12 protein-coding genes are annotated in these 13,646 nt (G+C 72.2%); 11 read left to right on the plus strand and 1 reads right to left on the minus strand.

Features of this window, described 5'->3' with window-relative positions; genetic code table 11:
- Positions 1-51 precede the first annotated feature (51 nt).
- The 9 genes from FLW16_RS05685 (at position 52) to dapB (ending at position 9,173) form a co-directional block, all read left to right on the plus strand.
- On the plus strand, positions 52-351 hold the full coding sequence (locus FLW16_RS05685; RefSeq protein WP_142558356.1) for a DUF503 domain-containing protein: 300 nt from the start codon (positions 52-54) through the stop codon (positions 349-351).
- 47 nt (positions 352-398) lie between these two features.
- Positions 399-887: a 30S ribosome-binding factor RbfA gene (rbfA, locus tag FLW16_RS05690; protein WP_142558358.1), complete on the plus strand. Its 489-nt coding sequence runs from the start codon at positions 399-401 to the stop codon at positions 885-887.
- The gene (locus FLW16_RS05695; RefSeq protein ID WP_142558360.1) at positions 884-1,912 is read left to right on the plus strand and encodes a bifunctional oligoribonuclease/PAP phosphatase NrnA; all 1,029 of its coding nucleotides are present in this window, start codon (positions 884-886) and stop codon (positions 1,910-1,912) included. The genes rbfA and FLW16_RS05695 overlap by 4 nt, the downstream gene beginning before the upstream one ends.
- Positions 1,909-2,808: a tRNA pseudouridine(55) synthase TruB gene (gene truB / locus FLW16_RS05700; RefSeq protein ID WP_142558362.1), complete on the plus strand. Its 900-nt coding sequence runs from the start codon at positions 1,909-1,911 to the stop codon at positions 2,806-2,808. Before FLW16_RS05695 ends, truB begins: the two co-directional genes overlap by 4 nt.
- 125 nt (positions 2,809-2,933) lie before the next feature.
- On the plus strand, positions 2,934-3,878 hold the full coding sequence (locus tag FLW16_RS05705; protein WP_142558364.1) for a bifunctional riboflavin kinase/FAD synthetase: 945 nt from the start codon (positions 2,934-2,936) through the stop codon (positions 3,876-3,878).
- Between the two features lie 191 nt (positions 3,879-4,069).
- Entirely contained in the window at positions 4,070-4,339 is a 270-nt protein-coding gene (gene rpsO / locus FLW16_RS05710) for a 30S ribosomal protein S15 (protein WP_030510715.1), read from the plus strand.
- Positions 4,340-4,638: 299 nt separating this feature from the next.
- Positions 4,639-6,960: a polyribonucleotide nucleotidyltransferase gene (locus FLW16_RS05715; RefSeq protein ID WP_142558366.1), complete on the plus strand. Its 2,322-nt coding sequence runs from the start codon at positions 4,639-4,641 to the stop codon at positions 6,958-6,960.
- Positions 6,957-8,267, plus strand: coding sequence for a pitrilysin family protein (locus FLW16_RS05720; protein ID WP_142558368.1), 1,311 nt, complete (start codon positions 6,957-6,959; stop codon positions 8,265-8,267). The genes FLW16_RS05715 and FLW16_RS05720 overlap by 4 nt, the downstream gene beginning before the upstream one ends.
- 165 nt (positions 8,268-8,432) lie before the next feature.
- On the plus strand, positions 8,433-9,173 hold the full coding sequence (dapB, locus tag FLW16_RS05725; RefSeq protein WP_142558370.1) for a 4-hydroxy-tetrahydrodipicolinate reductase: 741 nt from the start codon (positions 8,433-8,435) through the stop codon (positions 9,171-9,173).
- Between the two features lie 108 nt (positions 9,174-9,281).
- On the opposite strand, the gene FLW16_RS05730 is transcribed toward dapB, so the two are convergent.
- Positions 9,282-9,728 carry a GNAT family N-acetyltransferase gene (locus FLW16_RS05730; protein WP_142558372.1) on the minus strand — a complete coding sequence of 149 codons (447 nt, stop codon included), beginning with the start codon at positions 9,726-9,728 and terminating at the stop codon, positions 9,282-9,284.
- Positions 9,729-9,919: 191 nt separating this feature from the next.
- Between FLW16_RS05730 and FLW16_RS05735 the strand changes: the two genes are divergently transcribed.
- Positions 9,920-10,699, plus strand: a complete 780-nt coding sequence (locus tag FLW16_RS05735) for an SDR family NAD(P)-dependent oxidoreductase (protein WP_142558374.1) — start codon at positions 9,920-9,922, stop codon at positions 10,697-10,699.
- A 58-nt stretch (positions 10,700-10,757) separates the two neighbouring features.
- Positions 10,758-13,631, plus strand: coding sequence for a BTAD domain-containing putative transcriptional regulator (locus tag FLW16_RS05740; RefSeq protein ID WP_142558376.1), 2,874 nt, complete (start codon positions 10,758-10,760; stop codon positions 13,629-13,631).
- Positions 13,632-13,646: the final 15 nt, after the last annotated feature.

The following is a 13,646-nucleotide window of genomic DNA, read 5'->3' on the forward strand; positions in this document are numbered from 1 at the left end:
CCCGCCACGCGCGGGGGCGGCGGCCGGGCGTCCCTGACGTGGTGACAACCCATGTTCATCGGTGCTCTTACTCTTGACATCCTGCTCGGCGACGTCCGTTCGCTGAAGCAGAAGCGCTCGGTGGTCCGGCCGATCGTCGCCGAGATCCAGCGGAAGTACCCCGCCGTCGCCGTCGCCGAGGCGGGCCACCTCGACCTGCACCGGCGTGCCGAGATCGGCGTCGCCGTGATATCGGCGTCCGCGGCCAACTGCGACGAGGTGCTGGACGCCTGCGAACGCCTGGTCGCCTACCACCCCGAGATCGAGTTGCTGTCCGCGCGGCGGCGGCTCTTCAACGACCACGAGGAATAGACGCCGGGGCCCGCGCGTCAGCCGTACAGATACGAGGGAGCGTGAGCATGGACGCAGCGCGTGCCAGGAAGCTGGCCGATCGCATCCAGCAGGTGGTCGCGGAGATGCTGGAGCGGCGGATCAAGGATCCGCGGCTGGGCTTCGTGACGGTGACAGACGCGAGGGTCACCGCCGACCTGAGCGACGCGACCGTCTACTACACGGTTTTCGGCTCGGAGGCGGAGCGGGCCGACACGGCCGCCGCCCTGGAGAGCGCGAAGGGCATCATCCGGTCGGAGGTCGGGCGGCAGACCGGCCTGCGGCACACCCCCGGCCTCACGTTCGTGCACGACCCGCTCCCCGACAGCGCCCGCCACATGAACGACCTGTTCGCGCTGGCCAAGGCGAAGGACGCGGAGATCGCCCGTCAGGCGGAGGGCGCGGAGTTCGCCGGGGACGCCGACCCCTACCGCTTCGAGGAGGACCTCGACGCCGAGGCGGCCGAGGAGGAGGGCGAGGACGAGCCCACCGGCCGGGCGGGGCGCCCCGCCCGGTGACAACGAACGAAAGCGCCGCCGGCGAGGCGGACTGGCGGCGCGCGACCGAACTGATCCGCGGGGCCGACACGCTGGCGCTCGCCTGCCACGTGTCCCCGGACGGGGACGCCCTCGGCTCGATGCTGGGTCTCGGGCTGGCGCTCGCGTCCGCGGGGGCGCAGACGGGCAAGAAGGTCGTCGCGTCCTTCGGCGACCGCGTGTTCGCCGTGCCCCGGCTGCTGCGGTTCCTGCCCGGGCAGCACCTGCTGGTGGAACCCTCGGCCTACCCCGCCGAGCCCGACCTGATGATCACCTTCGACGCCTCCACGATGGAGCGGCTGGGCCTGCTCGCGCCCCACGCGGGCAAGGCCGGCGAACTTCTGGTGATCGACCATCACGTGTCGAACACCCGCTTCGGGACGGTCCACCTCGTGGATCCCGGGGCGGCCTCGACCACGATGGTCGTCGAGGAGCTCATCAACCGGCTCGGCCTCCCGATCGACCGGGAGGTCGCCACCTGCCTCTACACGGGGCTGGTGACCGACACCGGCTCCTTCCGGCACTCCATCACCACCCCGGCCGCGCACGCCATGGCCGGCCGGTTGCTGGCCACGGGGCTGCGCCCCGAGGAGATCGCCAGGGACCTGTGGGACCGCTCGCCGTTCGCGTACCTGCGGGTGCTCGGCACGGCGCTCGGGCGGGCCACCCTGGAGCCGGACGCCGCAGGCGGCCTGGGGCTGGTGTGGACCTACGTGAGCCGCGCCGACCGCGCCGCGGAGGGCCTGCCGTACGACGAGGTGGAGGGCATGATCGACGTCGTGCGCCGGGTCGACGAGGCGGAGGTCGCGGTCGTGCTCAAGGAGGACGACGAGGGCGGCTGGAACGTCTCGACCCGGTCGAAGGGCGCGGTGGACGTGGCCCGGGCCTGCGCCGCGCTCGGCGGCGGCGGTCACCCGCGTGCCGCCGGGTTCTCCTCGGTGCTGTCCGCGGCGGACACGATGGCCGCCCTGCGTCCCCTCCTCGCTCCGGAAGGGAGCCGGTCGTGAGCACGGCCAAAGCCAGAAGGACCCCGCCGCCGAGCGGTCTGATCATCGTGGACAAGCCCGCGGACTGGACGTCGCACGACGTCGTCGGCAAGATGCGCGGCGTCGCGGGGACCCGCAAGGTCGGCCACGCGGGCACGCTCGACCCGATGGCCACCGGAGTGCTGGTGATCGGAGTGGAGAAGGCGACCCGCCTCCTCGGGCACCTCGCGCTGACCGAGAAGGTCTACGAGGCGACTATCCGCCTCGGCGTGACGACGAACACCGACGACGCCGAGGGAGAGGTGGTCGCCACCGCCCTCGCCGGGCACATCACAGACGAGCAGGTGCGCAAGGGCGTCGCCGCGCTCACCGGCGAGATCATGCAGGTGCCGCCGCAGGTGAGCGCCATCAAGGTCGACGGGCAGCGGGCCTACAAACGGGCCCGCGCCGGCGAGGAGGTGGCGCTGGCCGCCCGGCCGGTCACGATCCACGCGTTCGAGGTCGGGGAGATCCGGCGGACCCCCGAGACGGTGGACCTGGACGCCGTGATCACCTGTTCCAGCGGCACCTACATACGGGCGCTGGCCCGCGACCTCGGCGCGTCGCTCGGCGTCGGCGGCCATCTCACCCGGCTGCGCCGCACCCGGGTCGGGCCGTACGGCATCGAGGCGGCGCGCACGATCGAGGACCTCGCCCGGGAGTGCGTGATCATGCCCATGGCCGACGCGGTGGCGGCGGCCTTCCCCCGCAGGGACGTGGGCGAGGACGAGGCGCGGCTGGTCGCGCACGGCGGGAGGCTGCGCGCGGCGGGCCTCGGGCCGGGCCCGATCGGCGTCTTCGGGCCCGACGGCGCGCTGCTCGCGCTCGCCGAGGAGCGCGGCGGGACGGCCAGGCCTCTGGTGGTCTTCGCCTCCTGACGCCGGGGGCTGGTTCCCCGGCACCCCGTGGGGCATGGCAGTCTTGTCTACTGCGCGCTTCCCGGGCGAGGCAGCTCAGCCGCCTTGCCGAAGGCAAGGCAATTGGACACAGAAGCGAGGTCGAGGTGCAGAGCTGGCACGGGCTGGACGAGGTCCCGCAGGACTGGGGCAGGTCCGTCGTCACGATCGGCGTGTTCGACGGTGTGCATCTCGGTCACCAGCGGATGGTGGCCCGCGCGGTGGACATGGCCCGCGATCTGGAGCTGCCCGCCGTGGCGGTCACCTTCGACCCGCACCCCGACGAGGTGGTACGGCCCGGTAGTCACCCGCCGCGGCTCACCACGACCGACCGGCGGGCCGAGTTGCTCTTCGCGCTGGGCGTGGACGCGGTGTGCGTGCTGCCGTTCACGCTGGAGTTCTCCCGGATGTCGCCGGACGAGTTCGTCCAGACGGCTCTAGTCGACCGGCTGCACGCGGCGGGGGTCGTGGTGGGGGAGAACTTCCGCTTCGGCCACAAGGCGTCGGGCGACCTGGAGACCCTGCGGACGCTGGGGGAGAAGTACGACTTCCAGGCCGAGGGTGTGCCCCTGGTCAGCGACGGCGACGCCATCTCCTCCACGGTGATCCGGGAGCGGCTGGCCGTGGGTGACGTCACGGGCGCGGCCGTCCTGCTCGGCCGTCCCCACCGGGTGGAGGGCGTGGTGGTCCGCGGCCACCAGCGCGGCCGGGCGCTCGGCTTTCCCACCGCCAACGTCGAGTCGCCGCAGCACACCGCCATCCCCGCCGAGGGCGTCTACGCGGGATGGCTGCAGTGCACCCAGAGCCCGTCGCCGTACGAGGGGGAGCGCTGGCCGGCCGCGATCTCGATCGGGACCAACCCCACCTTCGACGGGGTGGAGCGCACGGTCGAGGCGTACGCGCTGGACCGCGACGACCTGGACCTGTACGGCGCGCACGTGGCCGTGGACTTCGGCGAGCGGCTGCGCGACACGCTCAGGTTCGACTCGATCGAGGCGCTGATCGAGCAGATGCACGACGACGTGGCCCGGGCCCGCGAGTTCACCTCCTGAACCTGCCGCTCCCGAACCTTCTGCGTGGCGCGCCGTGACAGGGTGTGTCCGACAAGCTGGTAGGGTTGTATGTCAGCCATGTTCAGGTGGTGTGAGCCACCCGGCTGTCCTGTCACGGCGACTGTAGGCACGCACGGTCGTTCGCGGGATGGGAACCGTTGCGCGTGCCATTTCACCAGAACGGAGAAGCAGTGTCGCTTGACGCCGCTACCACCAAGTCCATCATCGGCGAGTACGGCACCAGCGAGGGTGACACCGGGTCGCCGGAGGTCCAGATCGCGCTTCTGAGCAAGCGGATCAGCGACCTCACCGAGCACCTGAAGACCCACAAGCACGACCACCACAGCCGTCGTGGTCTGCTCCTGCTGGTGGGTCGCCGGCGCCGGCTGCTGAAGTACCTGCAGGCCAAGGACATCACCCGCTACCGCTCCCTCATTGAGCGGCTGGGCCTTCGCCGATAAGGTGAGGAAGGAGCGGCGATTCTTCGCCGCTCCTTTTCCATAACCGGCCACAATGGTCGGAGCGAAACAACTGAATAGCCGAGACAACTGAATAGCCGAGACACAGTGCCCCGCGTCCGCAAGCAAGCCGCAGCGCGATCCCGCGGCGTGAGAGGGCCGGTCCTCGGTAGTGGCCCCCGGTCGGCACGGCGACAGCCGTGCGGACGGACCGGGCGCTTCGATCGAAGACCGGCACTGCACCTGAACGGGGAGCCCGGCGACAGAGGACGCGGGAGACCGACCCGAAGAGGAGGTCCCCCGTGGAGGGTGTCCACAGCACAGAGGCCGTTATCGACAACGGTCCCTTCGGCACGCGCACGATCAGGTTCGAGACCGGGCGGCTGGCCCGGCAGGCGGCGGGAAGCGCCGTCGCGTACCTGGACGACGAGACGATGATCCTGTCCGCGACCACCGCGTCCAAGCATCCCAAGGAGAACCTGGACTTCTTTCCGCTCACGGTCGACGTCGAGGAGCGGATGTACGCGGCCGGCCGCATCCCCGGCTCGTTCTTCCGCCGGGAGGGCAGGCCGTCCGAGGACGCGATCCTCACCTGCCGTCTCATCGACCGGCCGCTGCGCCCGTCGTTCGTGAAGGGCCTGCGCAACGAGATCCAGATCGTCGCGACGGTCATGGCCCTGCACCCCGAGCACCTGTACGACGTGATCGCGATCAACGCCGCGAGCATGTCCACGCAGCTCGCCGGGCTGCCGTTCTCCGGCCCGATCGGCGGCGTGCGCGTCGCGCTGATCGACGGCCAGTGGGTGGCGTTCCCGACCCACACCGAGCTGGAGCGCGCCACGTTCGACATGGTCGTCGCCGGGCGCGTCCTGGCCGACGGCGACGTGGCGATCATGATGGTCGAGGCCGAGTCGACCCGCGACACGCTCAAGCTGGTCGCCGAGGGCGCGGTCGCCCCGACCGAGGAGGCCGTGGCCCAGGGCCTGGAGGCCGCCAAGCCGTTCATCAAGGTGCTCTGCGAGGCCCAGTCGAAGCTGGCCGAGGTCGCCGCGAAGCCGACCGCCGAGTATCCGATCTTCCTCGACTACCAGGACGACGCCCTGGAGGCCGTGACCGCCGCCGTCAAGAGCGAGCTCGCCTCGGCGCTGACGATCGCGGGCAAGCAGGAGCGCGAGCTGGAGATCGAGCGCGTCAAGATGCTGGCGGCGGAGAAGTTGCTGCCCGACTTCGAGGGCCGCGAGAAGGAGATCGGCGCCGCGTTCCGGGCGCTCACCAAGAAGCTGATGCGCGAGCGCGTCATCGGCGAGGGCGTCCGCATCGACGGCCGTGGCCCGAAGGACATCCGGCAGCTCAACGCCGAGGTCCACGTGGTGCCGCGGGTGCACGGGTCGGCCCTGTTCGAGCGGGGTGAGACGCAGATCCTCGGCATCACGACGCTGAACATGCTGCGCATGGAGCAGATGATCGACACGCTCAATCCCGAGCGGACCAAGCGCTACATGCACAACTACAACTTCCCGCCGTACTCCACGGGCGAGACGGGCCGCGTCGGCTCGCCGAAGCGCCGCGAGATCGGCCACGGCGCGCTGGCCGAGCGGGCGCTGATCCCCGTGCTGCCGACGCGCGAGGAGTTCCCGTACGCCATCCGCCAGGTGTCGGAGGCGCTCGGGTCGAACGGCTCGACCTCCATGGGGTCGGTCTGCGCCTCCACGATGGCCCTGCTCGACGCGGGCGTCCCTCTCAAGGAGATGGTCGCCGGCATCGCGATGGGCCTCATCGGCGAGGGTGACACCTACGTCACGCTGACCGACATCCTCGGCGCCGAGGACGCCATGGGCGACATGGACTTCAAGGTCGCCGGTACCAAGGACCTGATCACCGCGCTCCAGCTCGACACCAAGCTGGACGGCATCCCGGCCCACGTGCTGGCCGCGGCGCTGAAGCAGGCGAGGGGCGCCCGGCTGGCGATCCTCGACGTGATGCAGGAGGCCATCGACGCCCCGGCGGAGATGAACCCGACCGCGCCGCGCATCATCACGATCAAGGTCCCGGTCGACAAGATCGGCGAGGTCATCGGCCCCAAGGGCAAGATGATCAACCAGATCCAGGACGACACGGGCGCCGAGATCACCATCGAGGACGACGGCACGATCTACATCGGCGCCACCGACGGCCCGTCCGCCGAGGCCGCCCGTACGCTGATCAACGGCATCGCGAACCCGCACATGCCGGAGGTCGGCGAGCGCTACCTGGGCACGGTCGTCAAGATCGCCGCCTTCGGCGCGTTCGTCTCGCTGCTGCCGGGCAAGGACGGCCTGCTGCACGTCTCGCAGATCCGCAAGCTGCACGGCGGCCGCCGGATCGAGAACGTCGAGGACGTCATGAACGTCGGCGAGAAGATCCAGGTGGAGATCGCCGAGATCGACTCGCGTGGCAAGCTCTCGCTGGTCCCGGTCGAGGTGGTCGAGAAGGAGGCCGCCGAGAAGGCCGCCGAGGGCGAGAACGGCGAGGCCGCGCCCGCTCCGGCGGAGGCCGCCGCCGCGCCGGCTGAGGAGGAGGCGCCGCGAACGCCGCGTCGCAGCCGCAGCCGCACCCGTGGCGGACGGGACGAGCGCAACTCGTGACGACCGAGACACTGTTCCCGGGCAAGGACGGCGCGGGGGTCATCCGCCGCACCGTCCTCCCCGGCGGCCTTCGGGTCGTGACCGAGACGATGCCGACCGTGCGCAGCGTGGCGGTCGGCCTGTGGGTGGGCATCGGGTCGCGCGACGAGGCCCCCGAGCACATGGGGGCCACCCACTTCCTGGAGCACCTGCTCTTCAAGGGCACGCCCACGCGCGACGCGATGGAGATCTCGGCGTCCATCGAGGGCATCGGCGGTGAGATCAACGCGTTCACCGCCAAGGAGTACACCTGCTACTACGCCCGGGTGCTCGACGAGGACCTGCCGCTGGCGATCGACGTGCTCGCCGACGTGGTGACCTCCTCGCTGATCACCGAGGAGGACGTGGAGTCGGAGCGCGGCGTGATCCTGGAGGAGATCGCCATGCACGACGACGACCCCTCCGACGTGGTACACGAGCAGTTCTCCGCCGAGCTGTACGGCGACACGCCGATCGGCCGCCCGATCCTCGGCAACGAGGAGTCGATCAACGCGCTCACTCGTGACCGCATCCGCGAGTACTACCAGCGGTTCTACGTCCCGCCCCGCACGGTCGTGTCGGTGGCGGGCAACATCGACCACGAGCGGGTGGTCGCGCTGGTCGCGGCGGCGTACGAGCGGGCGGGCGCGCTGGGCGGCTCCGCCGCGCCCGCGCCCCCGCGCATCGGCGGCCCCGGCGTGGACGTCAGGACCGGCGTCCGGGTGCTCGACCGGCCCACCGAGCAGGCCAACCTGGTCCTCGGCATGACCGCGTTCGACCGCAACGACGACCGGCGCTTCGCCCTCGGCGTCCTGAACGCCGCGCTCGGCGGCGGCATGTCGTCGCGCCTGTTCCAGGAGATCCGGGAGAAGCGCGGCCTGGCCTACAGCGCCTACAGCTACACCTCGCAGTATGCCGACACCGGCCAGTTCGGCATCTACGTGGGCTGCCTGCCCTCGAAGGTGGACGACGTGCTGAAGATCTGCCGTGACGAGGTGGCCAGGGTCGTGGCCGAGGGGATCACCGCCGAGGAGATCGCCCGCGGCAAGGGCCAGATGCGCGGCGGGCTGGTGCTCGGCCTGGAGGACACCGGCTCGCGCATGTCCAGGATCGGCAAGAGCGAGCTCGTGTACGAGCGGCTCATGACGGTCGACGAGGTGCTCGGGCGGATCGAGGCGGTCACCCCCGAGGAGATCGCCGCGGTGGCCGAGGACATCCTCAACCGGCCGCTGACGCTCGCGGTGATCGGTCCCTACACCGACAAGGACTTCGGCTCCGCCATCGTCTGACCGTGCCGTTGGAGGCCGCGCCGGTGCTCTTCCGCGCCGGCGCGGCCTCGTCGTTCATCCCCTACGGCTCTCGCCCGAGGCGGCGCCTCCCGCCGCCCGGGACTCGGGCGCGTCGGCCCGCTCCTCGCCGTCCCGCCTCCCACCGTCACGTATAGCCTTGGGCGCGTGATTAAGGTCGGTGTTCTGGGCGCCCGCGGGCGCGTGGGTGTGGAAGTGTGCAAGGCCGTCACAGCGGCCGATGACCTGGAGCTCGTGGCGGAGGTCGACCAGGGCGACCCGCTCGACGCGCTGACCGGCGCCGAGGTGGTGGTGGACTTCACCCACCCCGACGTCGTCATGGGCAACCTCGAGTGGTGTGTCTCCCACGGCATCCACACGGTCGTGGGCACGACCGGTTTCGACGCCGGACGGCTGGAGACCGTGCGGGGCTGGCTGGCCGCCAACCCCGGCACGAACTCGCTCATCGCCCCCAACTTCGGCATCGCGGCCGTGCTGATGATGCACTTCGCCGCGCAGGCGGCCAAGCACTTCGAGTCGGTCGAGATCGTCGAACTCCACCACCCGCACAAGGCCGACGCCCCCTCAGGCACCGCCCGCCGTACGGCGGAACTGGTGGCGCGGGCGCGGCGCGAGGCGGGTCTCGGCCCCTCTCCCGACGCGACCACCACCGCGCTCGACGGCGCCAGGGGCGCGGACGTGGACGGCGTCCACGTGCACGCCGTACGGCTCGCCGGGCTGATCGCCCACCAGGAGGTCATCCTGGGCGGTGAGGGGGAGACCCTCACGATCCGGCACGACACGATGAACCGGGCGTCGTTCACGCCGGGCGTCCTGCTGGGCGTACGCCGCGTGCAGGGGCTCGACGGCCTCACCGTGGGCCTGGAGCGCCTTCTCGACCTGCAGTAGTCGCGCCCCGCCGCCCGGCCTGTCGTCGCGCCGGTGTGACTGCCGTGTCAGGCGGAACACGCGGTGCCGGACAGGCGCGGGCGGCCCCTTGCCCCCCGGGCGGCCGGCTCAGGACCTGCTCAGGGTGATGAACGGGCCGCCGCCCTCGGGTGGGTAGTAGCGGTCCACCTCTGTGAAGCCGTGGGACTCGGCGAAGCGCAGGCCGTCGGTGTTGGACGCCAGCACCACGGTCTCGAACACGCTCGCGCCCAGTGCGCGCGCGTGAGCCAGAGACCGCGCGTACATCTCCTCGCCGTACCCCCGCCGGCGGTGAGCGGGAAGCACGCGCACGATCACGGTCGCGACGGGCGAGCCGTCCCTGGGCGGACGCACAGTCGAGCAGCCGATCAGCTCACCGTCGGCGTAGGCCACCTCCAGATGGTTGCGCCCGGCGCGCTCACGTACCTCGTCCAGGGCCAGCGGGTCATCGGGGATGATCACATTGTGGGCGCGCCGCCAGTCCTCGATGGTGGCGTCGGTCACCGGTGCGATCCGCAGGCGTGGCATGGGAGACATGCAAACGGTACCGGCGTCGTGCGGCAAACGATTTTCGCACCGCGGGGCCGGCGGTGATGTGATCTCCGTATCGGACCGCGCGGGGAGCTCGCCACCGGTGAGCCGGCGGTGAGGGAGCGGTGAGCGGTCGTCGCCAGTGTTTACTCGACGCCGGATCCACCGGGGACCGGCCGCAGAGAGGGAACACGACGATGGGCGAGCTGAGCGGCAAGACGGCGCTGGTGACGGGCGGATCGCGGGGGATCGGGCGTGCGGTCGCGTCGCGGCTGGCCGATGAGGGGGCTCTGGTCTGCATCCACTACGGCGGTGACGAGGACGCGGCCAAGGAGACCGTGGCGCGGATCCGGGACGCGGGCGGCCGGGCGTTCGCCGTGCGGGCCCGGTTCGGCGAGGACGGCGCGGTGGACAGGCTGTTCGAGGGGCTGACCGCCGGGCTGACGGACCACGGCGCGCACGGCCTGGACATCCTGGTCAACAACGCGGGCATCGCTTCCACCAGCCCTATCGCGCAGGTCACCGAGGAAGAGCTCGGCAGGCTCCTGGCGATCAATGTGAGCACGCCGTTCTTTGTGGTTCAGCGGGCGCTGCCGCTGCTGAACGACGGCGGCCGGATCATCAACATGGGCTCGACGGCCAGCAGGTTCGCGGTCACCACACAGATCGGTTACACCATCAGCAAGGCGGCGCTGGAGTCGATGGCCCCCTCGCTGGCCAACGAGCTCGGCAGGCGCGGCATCACCGTGAACACGGTCGCGCCCGGCGCGGTCCGGACCGACATGACCGCCGGCTACACCTCGATTCCCGAGGTGGTGGCGGGGCTGGAGGCGATGGTCGCGCTGGGGCGGCTCGGCGAGCCGGAGGACGTCGCGGACGTGGTCGGGTTCCTGGCGGGTCCACGCGGCCGGTGGGTGACCGGGCAGACCGTCGACGTGTCGGGCGGGACCTACCTGGGACCCATCGTGCCCGCGTGAGCTCTGCTGTGATCGTTTCTGCGATCCCCGTTGGACCGCCGGGGGGATAATCGCGGGCATGCGGTTCGGAATCCTCGGCGATACCCGGGTGTGGCGCGACGACGGAACCGAGGTCCCCCTGGGCGGACCGGCGCGGCGCGCGCTGCTGGCGCTGCTGCTGATCCGCCCCGGTCGGGTCGTGCCGTCCGACCGGCTGATCGAGGAGATCGATCCCGGCGGCCTGCTGTCGGCGCACGCGCTGCAGTCGCAGGTGTCCCGGCTGCGCACCGCGCTGGGGCCGGCGGCCGCGATCGAGCGGAGCGGCGCGGGATACCGCATCGTGGTCACGGACGACGACGTGGACGCCTGCCGGTTCGAGCGGCTGGCCGGGGAGGGCCGGACGGCGTTGCGCGACGGCGAGGCGGAACGAGCGGTGACGCTGCTGCGCGAGGCGCTGGACCTGTGGCGCGGACCCGCGCTGGCCGAGCTCACCGAGAGCGAGACGGCACAGGCCGCCGCGACGCGGCTGGAGGAGCTGCGGCTGGCGGCCCTGGAAGACCGGATCGAGGGCGAGCTGCGGCTCGGCGAGCATCGTGCCGCCGTCGCGGAGCTGCGCGAGCTGGTCGGCCGCCACCCGCTCAGGGAACGGCTGGCCGGGTTGCTGATGCGCGCGCTGGCCGCCGAGGGCCGGCAGGCCGAGGCGCTGGTCGTGTTCGAGGAGACCAGGCGCCACCTGGCGGAGGAGCTGGGCGCCGACCCTTCGGCCGAGCTGGTCGCGCTGCACCGGGAGCTGCTGAGCGTCGATCCTTCGCCGTCGCCGGCCGCGCCGCCCGCCCAGCTGACCTCCTTCGTCGGCCGCGACGAGGAGGTGGCCGAGGTCGCCGGCCTGCTTCGGGTGGCCCGGCTGGTCACGTTGCTCGGCCCCGGCGGCGTCGGCAAGACCCGGCTGTCGGTCGAGGTGGCCGGGGCGGAGGCCGACGAGGTGTGCTTCGTGGAGCTGGCCGCGCTGGGCGGCGGAGCGGGGCCGGCGCGGGCGGTGCTCGGCGCACTCGGCCTGCGCGAGCGCGGGCTGCAGGTGGGGGACGGCCCGCAGACGCCGCTCGACCGCCTGATCGCGGCGCTGTCCCACCGGGTGCTCCTGCTCGTGCTGGACAACTGCGAGCACGTGGTCGAGGAAGCGGCCGCGCTGGCGGCACGGCTGCTGGCGGCCTGTCCGCGGCTGCGGGTCCTGGCCACCAGCCGCGAACCGCTGGGTGTCATCGGCGAACACCTCCACCAGGTGCGTCCGCTCGACGGCGACGCCGCGGTGCGGCTGTTCACCGATCGGGCCCGCGCCGTGCGGCGCGGTTTCGCCGCCGACCCTCAGCGCGTACGGCGGATCTGCGCGGCCCTGGACGACCTGCCGCTGGCCGTCGAACTCGCCGCGGCCCGGCTGCGCGCGCTGGACCTCGACGAACTCGAGGGACGGCTGAACGACCGGCTCACGATCACGGCCCGGGGCAGCCGTCCGGCCGACGGCCGGCACCGGACGCTGCGTTCGGTGGTGGCGTGGAGCTGGGACATGCTCACAGAGCCCGAGCAACGAGCCGCACGGCGGTTCACCGTCTTCGCCGCGGGCGCGACGGCGGAGTCGGCGCGGCAGGTGTGCGGCACGGACGCCGAGACGCTGGAATCGCTGGTCGACAAGTCGCTCCTGGAGGTCTCCCGCGGCCGTTACCGGATGCTGGAGACGATCCGCGCCTACGGCGCCGAACGGCTCGGCGAAGCGGGCGACCGCGAACTCGCGCTGCGCGCCCACGCCCGGCACGTCCTGGAGCTGATGCGGGCCGCCGATCCCCATCTGCGGCGAGCCGGGCAACTGGAATGGCTGCCGATCCTCGTCGCGGAGCACGAGAACCTGCTGGCGGCGGTGCGCTGGGCGGTCGAGGCTCCGGACGTCGCGACGGCCCTGGAACTGCTCGCCTCGGCCTCGACCTACCTGTGGATCCGTGGCGTGTCCGCCGCGGTCGCGCCGTACGCGATCGGGCTGCTCGGCACGCTCGGTGACACGCCCCCGGACGGCCTCGGCGAGGAGTACGCGACGTGCGTGCTGCTGGCCGCGTCCGACCGCGAGACCTGGCGACGCCACCGCGTGACGGCGGAGAAGGCACTGGCCGCCGCCTGGCCAGGCGGCCGGGCGGGCCGCTACCCGGCGGCCCTGCTGCTGTGGATGCTCCGGAACGCCGGCGAAAGCGACGCGCAGGGCGCGTTCACGCTCCTGACGGCCCAGCACGACAGCCCCGAGCCGTGGGCGCGAGCGGTCGCCCGATACGTGTCGGGCTTCGGCGCCCTGGGGGAGAGGGACGTCGCGGCGGCGGTGCGGGACTTCGGCACGGCCGCCGAGGAGTTCCGCGTCCTCGGCGACCGATGGGGCACGGCACTGGCTCTGGACATGCTGGCCGGGCTGGCGGGCGGGCGCGGCGACCACGCGCGGGCGATCGCGCTGACCGACGAGGCCCTCACCCTGACCGGCCGGCTCGGCGCCCAGGAGGACGCCGCCGACCTGCTGGTCAACCGGGCCGACTACCTCGCCGGCGACGACGCGGAGGCGGCCCGCGCCGACTATGCGAAAGCCGCCGATCTGGCCCGCCGCGCCGGCAGCACCACCTGCCTGGGAGCGGCCCTGCGCGGGCTCGGTGACATCGCCCTGCGGAAGGGCGACCTGGACGAGGCGGAACGGCTGTACGCCGAGGCGGCGGAACGGCTCGACCCACACTGGATCAGAAGCCTCGGCAACCGGGTGCGCACGCTCGCCGGGCTGGGCCGCGTCGCCGAAGCGCGCGGCGACAACGCCACGGCCCGGGCGCGCTACCGGGAGGCGGCCGAGGCCGCGGCGGCAGGCGGCTCGACCCCCGACGCGCTGCGCCTGCTGGGGCTTCCCGAGGCACTCGTGGAGGCGGTGAGCCGGTGGTGAGCCTCCGGTGAGCCC

This window comes from Microbispora sp. KK1-11, assembly GCF_006874435.1.
Classification (GTDB): Bacteria; Actinomycetota; Actinomycetes; order Streptosporangiales; family Streptosporangiaceae; genus Microbispora; species Microbispora catharanthi.